This is a genomic window from Nocardia sp. NPDC005978 (assembly GCF_040614455.1).
Taxonomy (GTDB): Bacteria; Actinomycetota; Actinomycetes; order Mycobacteriales; family Mycobacteriaceae; genus Nocardia.
This window is the reverse complement of the sequence record NZ_JBEXUS010000109.1, coordinates 18,019-27,075: the sequence shown is the minus strand read 5'-3', so window position 1 is coordinate 27,075 and position 9,057 is coordinate 18,019. Positions and strand designations below refer to the sequence as shown.

The window sequence follows — 9,057 nt, the reverse complement described above, 5'->3', positions numbered from 1 at the left end:
GTCCCCGAGGTGGCGCGGGCGGCCCCCGAGACCCGCCGTGCGCCCCGGGACCTGGTGTACCGCAGGGTCATCGAGATCCGGGACGCGCTGCTCCTGCTGCAACCCCACCTGACCCCCGAGGACACCGCCCGGGCCGAGCGGACGGTCGAACGGCTCGGGGTGCGCGAGCGCGACCGCGCCGCCGCGGTGGAGGCCGCGCGGATCGCGATGGCCCTGCGCGCCTACCGGGCCGGCGCGGTGGCCGTGGATCGCGGGGAGAGCTTCCGCCGTCCGGACCGGCCCACCTTCCTGGGCGAACTCGGTTGGCTGGTGGCGGTTTCCACCGCGTACCGCGGCTCGCCGGTGGTGCCGGCCGTGCTGCTCGAAACCGGCGATTCCCTACCGGTCGAACAGTGAAAAGCCCTGTACAAGACCGTATTACGGTCAGGTTGCGGAAATCTCTCGGTACTCCGACCTGACGAATGCGAAAGTTGGGGCTATCCTTTCCGATGCGGGGGCGGTGTTCGGTATCCCCTTCATCGAACACCGTGCCCGTCCAAATCGCTTGCACCGCTCCGGTTTACGGCCGGAGTGGTGCTTGTTCACCCGGATCCGGCAGCAGGGTGTACACCCAGCGGCCCCGGTGCGGCTCCTCGCCGACCCAGATGCGCACGTGCACCGCCCGCCAGTCCCCGCCCTCGAGCGGCCGGATGAGCATGGGCCGCCAGTCGAATTCCGCGGGCGGGATGTCGGTGTTCCACAGTCGTTCGAAATCCGGGGAGCGGGCGCACTCGCGTTTGATCTCCTCGATCCGCGCCGGATCGGTGACGCCGGGCGCCATGTGCCGGAAGGACTGCACCAGGATGTGCGCCTCGCGTTCCCAGTTGTGCAGCACCACGCGGGCACGTGGGTCCAGCAGCGTGTACGCGATGATGTTCATCCCGGGTTCTAGTCCCGGGAAGGTCTGCCGGAAGGGCTCGTTCGCGGCCAGCAGATCCAGCGCCAGCGCGGTCAGGTAGCAGGACGGGGCGGGCAGGCCGTTCAGGAATCGCATCTCGGCCGCGTTCGGCGCGGACTGCTCGATGGCGATGGTCGTCAGCTCGGGCTGCAGGACGGTGTTCGCGTAGTCCCGATACATTTGCGGCACGTTCAACGCCTCGAAGAGCGCACTCAGCGTGGTGTGGGTCGGCGGCCGGGTGCCCTGTTCGAGCTTCTGGATCAGGCCCTCGGAGACCCCGGCGATCCGGGCCAGCTCGCTGCGGGTCAGCCGGGACGCTTCGCGGCGTTCGCGCAGGTAACCCGCAATGGCCATATGCGGCTCGACCATCCGCCCTACCTCCAAGAACCCACTGCGCACGCCTGTCGTTGCTTCCGCGACAAAACTACCCGCCGGGTGCGGCCGGTTCGCACCGGGCGGTCGCGGGGCGGTTGCCGGGCCGGGGTGCGCGTGGCGGCCGCGGGGTCCGCCGCATTGCCGCAAAAGTGATCTTTCGTGTGCCGCCCGACAAAGCCGAGGCCGGGTGATTTACTGGGGGCTTGCTGCTGGAATGCGTTCTTGTTCTGCGAGGTAGTTCGATGGCTCGAAGGGTCCACAAGCTCGGCGCCGGAACCGGTGTTGCCCACCACGGGCCGAGCGATCCCGTGCCGATGATGCCGCAATGGCTGGTCCCGCCGCCGGGATCCCTTGTCGCGCAACCGGTGTCGGATCCGGTCGGCACGCAGGGTCTGCCGCCCGACGACGGGGCTCCCGGAGGTGAGGTGCTGTTGGCCCTGCTGGGTGCGCTGAGTCTGGGCGCGGCCGCCGTGCTGGCCGCGCACGGCCACGTCCTGATCGCGCTGCTGCTCCTGCTGACCGGTGGCTTCCTGCTCCACTTCGCGAACGTCATCCGGTTGCGCCGTCGCGCGATCTGACCCGGTCGGGCGGGTGGTTCGCGCTATCCGGCGTCTCCGCGCGTGACAATCCGTAATCAATGTGCCATTGACAAATGGCGCATTGATCGATGATTGTCTGAGGTATGACGAGAACAGGGTCAAAGGCGACCTTTGTATCGGCGGTGGTACCCGAGACGGCCTCGCGCCAGGCACGGCTCGCGGCACACGCGTCGGTGGCGGGCCTGCGCCGGATCAATGGTTTGCTACCGCGCAATCGTGTCGGCATCCAGGCGGGACGCGGGCTCATCGCCGGCGTCATGGCCGCCTTCGGGCCGCCGCTGCCGGGCACCCGGGTGGACACGGTGCGTTCGGGCCGGGTGCGCGGGGAGTGGGTGCGGGCCGCCGGGGTCGAGCAGGGCGAGCGCGCCATCTACTACATCCACGGCAGCGGCTACGTGGTGTGCTCGGCGCGGACCCACCGCGGCCTGGCCTCGCGCCTGTCGAAGCTGACCGGCCTGCCGGTCTTCCTCGTCGACTACCGCCTCGCCCCCGAACACCGCTTCCCGGCCGCCGCCGACGACATCGCCGCCGGGTACCGCTGGCTTCTGGACAACGGTCACCGCCCCGAGGACCTGGTGATCGGCGGTGACTCCGCGGGCGGCCACCTGGCCATGGACCTGCTGCTGCAGAACCAGCGCGCGGGCACACCGCAGCCAGCGGGCGTGTTCATGTTCTCCCCTTTGATGGACCTCACCCTGACCCTGGCCGAGCGCCGCGATCGGGAACTGCCCGATCCGATGGCGCCCGCGCTGACCGGCCGCCGCCTGATCGAGCTGTACACCGAAGGGCAGCAGCCGGATTCACCGCGCCTGCGCCTGGACATCCCGCCGGGCTCGGCGCTCCCGCCGCTGCTGGTGCAGGCCAGCGCGGGCGAGATGCTCGCGGGCGACGCGGAACTGCTGCGCGACATGGCGGTCGCCGCCGGGGTGCGCTGTGACCTCGAACTGTGGCCGGGGCGCATCCACGTGTTCCAAGCGTTGCCGCTGCTGGTCCCCGAAGCCGTGCCGGCGCTGCGCCGCACCCGGGAATTCATCTCGTCCGCGCTCGCGGACGCCGCCCGCGCGAAAGTGAGCTGATCATGGGCATATTGGACGGGATACTGCCGGTCTTCGGCGCCCGGCGATCGCATGCGGCCAAGGCCGTGGTCACCGGGGCGGGCAGCGGCATCGGCCGGGCCTTCGCCCTCGAAATCGCCGCGCGCGGTGGTGAAGTGGTGTGCGCCGACATCGACAAGGATCGCGCCGACGAGACCGCGCGGCTGATCGAGCGCACCTACGGGCGGCCCGCGCACGCGGTGTTCTGCGATGTCTCGCGCCGTGCCGACGTCGAGAGTCTGGCCCTGCACGCCGAGCTCATCTTCCACGGTCCGCCCACCCTGGTCATCAACAACGCCGGGGTCGGCATCGGCGGAAAGCCGGTGGGGCAGATCGGATTCGACGACTGGCAGTGGGCGCTGGGCATCAACCTGTGGGGCGTGGTGCACGGCTGTGAGATCTTCGCGCCACAGCTGCGCGCCGCCGGGCGCGGCGGCATCATCAACGTCGCCTCGGCGGCGGGTTTCGCGGCGGCCCCGGGCATGGCGGTCTACAACGTGTCCAAGGCCGGGGTGCTGTCACTGTCGGAGACCCTGGCCGCGGAGCTGTCCGGCAGCGGGGTCGCGGTGACCGTGCTGTGCCCCACCTTCGTGCAGACGAACGTGGTGCGGGACGGGCGCATCGGCACCGGGGCCTCGCGCCTGGCCGCCGAACTCATGCGCTGGACCGGCTTCTCGCCCGAACGCGTCGCCCGCACCACCCTGGACTCGCACGATCACGGCCGGCTCTACGTGCTGCCCCAGCTCGACGCGCATGCGGTGTGGCTGCTCAAGCGGCACTTCCCGGCGCTCTACGCGCAGGGGCTCGGGGTGCTCAATCGAGTACTGCCCCAGCATGATTCGCCCGCCCCGGCCACGACCGGGACTAGTACGGAAAAGACGGGAGTCTGACATGTCCTTCGACTTCGACAAGATGCTCGGCATGATCGAGGCCAAGCAGTGGGCGCTGGCCGACATCGACTGGGACGCACCGGGCGCCGAGCTCATCGCCCCGGACCTGCACGCCAAGCTCAAGCCCTTCATGGCCGATCTCATGTGGATCGAGAACGTCGGCGCGCGTGGGTTCGCGGCCATGGCGCAGAAGGCGCCCACCGAGACCCTCAAGCAGATCTACCGGTACTTCCACGCCGAGGAACAGCGGCACGCCAACGCCGAACTGGCGCTCATGCGGCGCTGGGGGATGCTCGACGGGGACGAGATCCCGGAGCCGAACATCAACGTGAAGCTGGTGATCGACTTCCTGGACAAGCACGCCGACGACATGTCGCTCTCGTTCCTGGGCACCGTCATCCCCATGCTCGAGGTGGCGCTGGACGGCGCGCTCATCAAGTTCATCACCGACGAGATCGAGGACCCGGTCGCGCAGGAGGTGTTCAAGCGGATCAACAACGACGAATCCCGGCATCTGGCCACCGATTACGCGGTCATGGAGCTGCTCGGGCACGCCACCGCGCGCAAGCTCGCCGCCGAACTGGTCGGCGGCTGGGTGAAGCCGTCGTTCCTCATCGGAGTGCTCAGCTACGTGCCGCTGCTGAACAAGATGCGCGACACCATCGTCGAGATGGGCGTGGACGAGGAGAAGCTCTACGCGGCCATGCGCAAGTTCAAGGCGGTGGGTGAGCGGACCCCGATCGCGAACCGGGTGCCGATGTACCGGATCGTCAAGATGCACAGCGGCTGGGTGATCAATCGCGATCATCCCTACCACCTGTTCGCCGACGCTATGGTCAAGGTGACCGCGCGGATTCCCGAACGCTTCCTGGGCGCGGCGCCGAGCTGGTCCAAGGAACTCACGTACGAGCCGGTCGCGTGAGCGCCATGAACAAGCCGCTGGACGTGGCCGTCATCGGCGCTGGATTCGCCGGTATCGGCGCGGCGATCCGGTTGCGGCAGAAGGGCATCACCGACTTCGCGATCTTCGAGCGCGATACCCGGGTCGGCGGGACCTGGCGGGACAACACCTATCCGGGCGCGGCCTGCGACATCCCGTCGCGGCTGTACTCGTTCGGGTTCGCCCCGAATCCGGACTGGTCCCACACCTACTCCGGCAGCGGCGAGATCCTGGGCTACATCGAGTCCATGGTGGAGAAGTTCGGGATTCGCCCCTACATTCGCTTCGGGCACACCGTGACCGGGATGGTGTTCGACGAGACCAGCGGTCTGTGGGACATCTCCTTCGGCGCCGGTCGGCGAAAGGTGAAGGCGCGCACGGTCATCGTCGCGTCGGGACCGCTGTCCAACGCCAGCTTCCCGAAGATGCCGGGCATCGACAGCTACACCGGGCACAAGATCCACAGTGCCCGCTGGGATCACGACTACGACTTCGCCGGTAAGAAGGTGGCGGTGATCGGCACCGGCGCGAGCGCGGTGCAGATCATTCCGGAGCTGGTGAACACGGCCGCCTCGGTCAAGGTGTTCCAGCGGACCCCGGGCTGGGTGCTGCCCCGGGTGAACCGGCGCACGAACGCGGTGACCAAGCAGCTGTACCGGCAGGCGCCGCTGACCCAGAAGCTGGCGCGCGACGCGTGGTTCTGGGGCCACGAGTCGGTGGCCCTGGGCGTCGTGTGGACCTCGCCGCTGACGCGCGTGGTGGAGTCGGTCGCACTGGCGCACTTGCGATCCCAGGTTCGGGACCCGTGGCTCCGGCGGCAGCTCACCCCGGACTTCCGGGCCGGATGCAAGCGGCTGCTGATCAGCAACGACTACTACCCGGCGCTGCAGCGCGAGAACTGCAAGCTCATCACCTGGCCCATCGCGCAGCTGTCGCCGAACGGCATCCGCACCGCCGAGGGCATCGAGCATCAGGCCGACTGCATCGTGTTCGCGACGGGCTTCGATGTGTCCAAAGCCGGTGCGCCCATTCCCATCACGGGGCGGGACGGGCGGGTGCTCGGTGAGGAGTGGAGCCGGGGCGCGTACGCGTACAAGAGCGTCACCGTCGCCGGCTACCCGAATCTGTTCCTGACCTTCGGGCCGAACTCGGGGCCGGGGCACAATTCGGCGCTGGTCTACATGGAAGCCCAGATCGAGTACCTGACCGACGCGATCGCGCTGCTGCTGAAGCGGGATCTGCGGATGCTCGAGGTGCGCCGCGATCGGCAGGACCGCTACAACGCCCGCATCCAGGCGCGCCTCGGGGCCACCACCTGGAACTCGGGCTGCCGCAGCTGGTACCTCACCGAGGACGGTTTCAACTCGACCATGTTCCCCGGCTTCGGCACGCAGTTCGTGCGGCAACTCGCCCGGGTGGAGCCGGACGACTTCCTGCTCACCCCGCGGGACGCGGCCCGGGTCACGGGTGCCGACCACGGAATTCCCGTCTCGCTCGGCTAATGTCGTCACCGGGGGTGCCGCCCGTCTCCGCGATGCTCACGCGTCCCGGGGCGTGGGCGGCGGCCCCGGTCGACCGGCAACCGCGCGACAGGGAGGGCGAGCACAGGATGGCGGAGTACCGCATCGACGATCTCGCCCAGGCCGCGGGGATGACCACCCGCAACGTGCGCGCGTATCAGGAACGCGGCCTGCTGCCCACGCCGACGCGGCGCAGCGGGCGCGCGCTGATCTACGACGACTCGCACCTGGGGCGGCTGCGCATCATCGACGCGCTGCTGCAGCGCGGCTTCACCTCCGCGCACATCGCGGACTTCATCACCAGCTGGGAGACCGGCAAGGATCTCACCGAGGTGCTCGGGCTGCAACAGGCCGTCACCGCGACCTGGGGCAAATCCGAAGCGCCGCTGGAGGTTCCGCGCGAGCTGGTGGATACGTTCCTCGGTGATGCGGAGTCGGCCCCGGTGACCGGGGCGGAGCTCGAGCGGCTGGAGGACCTGGGCCTGATCCGCTCACACGCGGACATCGTCGAATTCACCCAGCCCGAACTGCTCGCGACCTTCGCCGCGTTGCACGGATACGGCTACGGTCTCGACGGCCTCATCGACGTGTACGCCGCGGTCGGGCAGCGGGTGGACGACATCGCCCGGCTCATGGTGACCGCCGCGAAAGATCAGATCATCACCGACCACGGCCCGGGCTGGCTCCCGGACACCGACGCCGAAACCGCGGCGCTCACGAAGATGCTCAATCACTTGCGCGAACTCGGTGTCACCGCGGTCCAGAACACCCTCGCCCAGGCGTTGGACCGGGTGCTGCAGAACGAGCTCGGCTCCTACCTGGAGACGGCCGCCGAGCAGCGCGGCGCGGCAAAACAAGCCAAGCCCTGACCGGTCGTCGCGCTACCCGCGCCCCCGTACCGCCGCGCTTTCGCGCCCAGCTCCCTCCGCGCCGCCGGTGCCATCTGTGCCGCTCGGCTACCACTCGGCGCGAGCCTCCGAACACGCTCCGCGGCAGCCGGGCTCCAGCGACGCTCTCGACCGGTTCGAGCCGTGTCCGCATGGGTCGCCGCGTTCACTTTTTCCGTACCGCCGTGGTGTCCACCAGCGGGATCGGTGGTGTCCGGGGAGCGACGCGGTGCGGCCGGACGTTTAGCTTGGCGAAGGGGTTGCTACCGTGACGCGGTGACCCGAGCCACTGACGCGACCCAGACCGAAGCCCCGGCGGACGACGCCGTGCGGGCGTACTTCCTGCCGCTCGGCGCGGTCTCGGACGGTTACGACCGCCTGCTCGCGACCGAGTCGACCACCAGCGTGTGGGCCTCGACCATGCAGCACGGCGCGCCGCCCTCGGCGCTGCTCGCGCGGGCGGTCGAGCTGTGCGAGCCCCGGGCGGACGCGCGCATCGCGCGGCTGACCATGGAGATCCTGGGTCCGATCCCGGTCGCGGAGATCGACGTCCGGGCCTGGATCGAGCGGCCGGGCCGTCGCGTGGAACTGGTCGCGGCCGAACTCGCGTCGATCCAGCCCGACGGGTCGCGCCGCGTGGTCGCCACCGCGCGGGCCTGGCGCATCGGCACGAGCGACACCGAAGCGGTCGCCTGGTCCGGCGACCGCGCCCTGCCGCCCGTGCCCGAACTCGACGCCATCGACTGGGAGTTCCCGCCGAGCTGGGATGTCGGCTACGTCAAGACCGTGGACATGCGCCCGGTCCCGGACTCCGGCGGCGCGCGCCGGGTGTGGGTGCGCCCGCGCGGCGTCGTCGTGGAGGGTGAGGAGATCAGCCCCCTTGTGCGGGTGTTCTCGGTCGCCGACGTCGCCAACGGCGTTGGGGCCCGGCTGGATCCGGCGCAGTACACGTTCCTGAACACCGACCTGACCGTCGATCTCTACCGGCTGCCGGTCGGTGAGTGGATCGGCCTGGCGGTCGAGACCTCCATCGGCCCGGACGGTGTCGGCATGTGTGCCACCGAGCTGTACGACGAGCGCGGCCCGATCGGCCGGGTGCTGCAGATTCTCGAGGTCCGCGCCCGCGGCTGATCCTCCGGCGGTACGTGCTGCGCTACCGCCGATGTCCCTGCGGGGGTGTGTGTCCGGAGTGTCGTCCATAGGTGGTGGCGGTGGTCCACCACATCCCGGCTCGACATCCGGCCACACCCACGGTGACAAGGCTGAGCATCCAGAGCGCGAGCACAGTCTCACCGCTCGAATTCGACGACGACATCGTGCACGAGCACGGCGAAAATGGCGGTGTCCCAGGGATCGGCGTCGGCCCCGTCGAGGATCGCGTCCAGCAGTGGCGCGTACACCAGGTTGCCCTGCCCGTGATACCCCGCCGCTCGCGCGCTGGCCAGCACGGCCTGAATCACCAAGGCGTACATGCCCGCTCGCGAGGCGGCGATGACGCTACCGTCGCTCTCGATCCGCCGCAGCAGTTTCTCGGTGCACTCGATGACTTCGGTGAGCGCGCGGATCTCGATGTCGCGCAGTGCGCCGAAGTCCCGGATGGGGGTGGAGTCGGAAAGATCGAACATGGTGGGACCTCCCGTGTTTCGGGTGGTGAGGGGGGTGGATGGGTGCGTGGGGACAAGCACAGCAGCCGGTTGTGGATCGAATTGTGAATTCTGAATATTCAGATCAGTTCATGCAAAACGCCATGATGCGACTCGGATTGGCGGAGGATTGTTAGGCACATTTCGATCGATCGATTATTCGGATTCGAGG

At 69.1% G+C, this 9,057-nt stretch carries 10 protein-coding genes; 8 read left to right on the top strand and 2 right to left on the bottom strand.

The genetic code is table 11. The features are described 5' to 3' along the window. Positions 1-396: DUF6545 domain-containing protein (locus ABZ319_RS32985; RefSeq protein WP_354990458.1), on the top strand; the 396-nt coding region annotated here is incomplete at its 5' end. Between the two features lie 163 nt (positions 397-559). On the opposite strand, the gene ABZ319_RS32980 is transcribed toward ABZ319_RS32985, so the two are convergent. Then, a complete protein-coding gene (locus tag ABZ319_RS32980; RefSeq protein ID WP_354990457.1) occupies positions 560-1,306 on the bottom strand; it encodes a helix-turn-helix domain-containing protein in 747 nt (248 codons plus the stop codon). 248 nt (positions 1,307-1,554) lie between these two features. Between ABZ319_RS32980 and ABZ319_RS32975 the strand changes: the two genes are divergently transcribed. From ABZ319_RS32975 to ABZ319_RS32945, 7 genes are all read left to right on the top strand, one after another. After that, a complete protein-coding gene (locus tag ABZ319_RS32975; RefSeq protein ID WP_354990456.1) occupies positions 1,555-1,890 on the top strand; it encodes a hypothetical protein in 336 nt (111 codons plus the stop codon). 104 nt (positions 1,891-1,994) lie between these two features. Next, entirely contained in the window at positions 1,995-2,987 is a 993-nt protein-coding gene (locus tag ABZ319_RS32970; RefSeq protein WP_354990455.1) for an alpha/beta hydrolase, read from the top strand. Positions 2,988-2,989: 2 nt separating this feature from the next. Then, on the top strand, positions 2,990-3,895 hold the full coding sequence (locus ABZ319_RS32965; RefSeq protein WP_354990454.1) for an SDR family NAD(P)-dependent oxidoreductase: 906 nt from the start codon (positions 2,990-2,992) through the stop codon (positions 3,893-3,895). Between the two features lies 1 nt (position 3,896). Beyond that, positions 3,897-4,817 (top strand): ferritin-like domain-containing protein, encoded by a 921-nt coding sequence (locus tag ABZ319_RS32960; protein WP_354990453.1) that lies wholly within the window; start codon positions 3,897-3,899, stop codon positions 4,815-4,817. A 5-nt stretch (positions 4,818-4,822) separates the two neighbouring features. Further along, complete coding sequence (locus tag ABZ319_RS32955) at positions 4,823-6,337, top strand: NAD(P)/FAD-dependent oxidoreductase (RefSeq protein ID WP_354990459.1); 1,515 nt, start codon at positions 4,823-4,825, stop codon at positions 6,335-6,337. 107 nt (positions 6,338-6,444) lie between these two features. After that, positions 6,445-7,224: a MerR family transcriptional regulator gene (locus ABZ319_RS32950; RefSeq protein ID WP_354990452.1), complete on the top strand. Its 780-nt coding sequence runs from the start codon at positions 6,445-6,447 to the stop codon at positions 7,222-7,224. Between the two features lie 294 nt (positions 7,225-7,518). Then, entirely contained in the window at positions 7,519-8,373 is an 855-nt protein-coding gene (locus tag ABZ319_RS32945) for a thioesterase family protein (RefSeq protein ID WP_354990451.1), read from the top strand. A gap of 158 nt (positions 8,374-8,531) precedes the next feature. Here the strand turns inward: ABZ319_RS32945 and ABZ319_RS32940 are convergent, their stop codons facing one another. Continuing rightward, positions 8,532-8,867: a hypothetical protein gene (locus tag ABZ319_RS32940; protein WP_354990450.1), complete on the bottom strand. Its 336-nt coding sequence runs from the start codon at positions 8,865-8,867 to the stop codon at positions 8,532-8,534. Positions 8,868-9,057 lie beyond the last annotated feature (190 nt).

Coding starts and splice junctions, on each gene's coding strand:
- ABZ319_RS32960 (WP_354990453.1), top strand. CDS start 3,897: ATGTCCTTCGACTTCGACAAGATGCTCGGCATGATCGAGGCCAAGCAG.
- ABZ319_RS32940 (WP_354990450.1), bottom strand. CDS start 8,867: ATGTTCGATCTTTCCGACTCCACCCCCATCCGGGACTTCGGCGCACTG.
- ABZ319_RS32950 (WP_354990452.1), top strand. CDS start 6,445: ATGGCGGAGTACCGCATCGACGATCTCGCCCAGGCCGCGGGGATGACC.
- ABZ319_RS32955 (WP_354990459.1), top strand. CDS start 4,823: ATGAACAAGCCGCTGGACGTGGCCGTCATCGGCGCTGGATTCGCCGGT.
- ABZ319_RS32980 (WP_354990457.1), bottom strand. CDS start 1,306: ATGGTCGAGCCGCATATGGCCATTGCGGGTTACCTGCGCGAACGCCGC.
- ABZ319_RS32965 (WP_354990454.1), top strand. CDS start 2,990: ATGGGCATATTGGACGGGATACTGCCGGTCTTCGGCGCCCGGCGATCG.
- ABZ319_RS32970 (WP_354990455.1), top strand. CDS start 1,995: ATGACGAGAACAGGGTCAAAGGCGACCTTTGTATCGGCGGTGGTACCC.
- ABZ319_RS32975 (WP_354990456.1), top strand. CDS start 1,555: ATGGCTCGAAGGGTCCACAAGCTCGGCGCCGGAACCGGTGTTGCCCAC.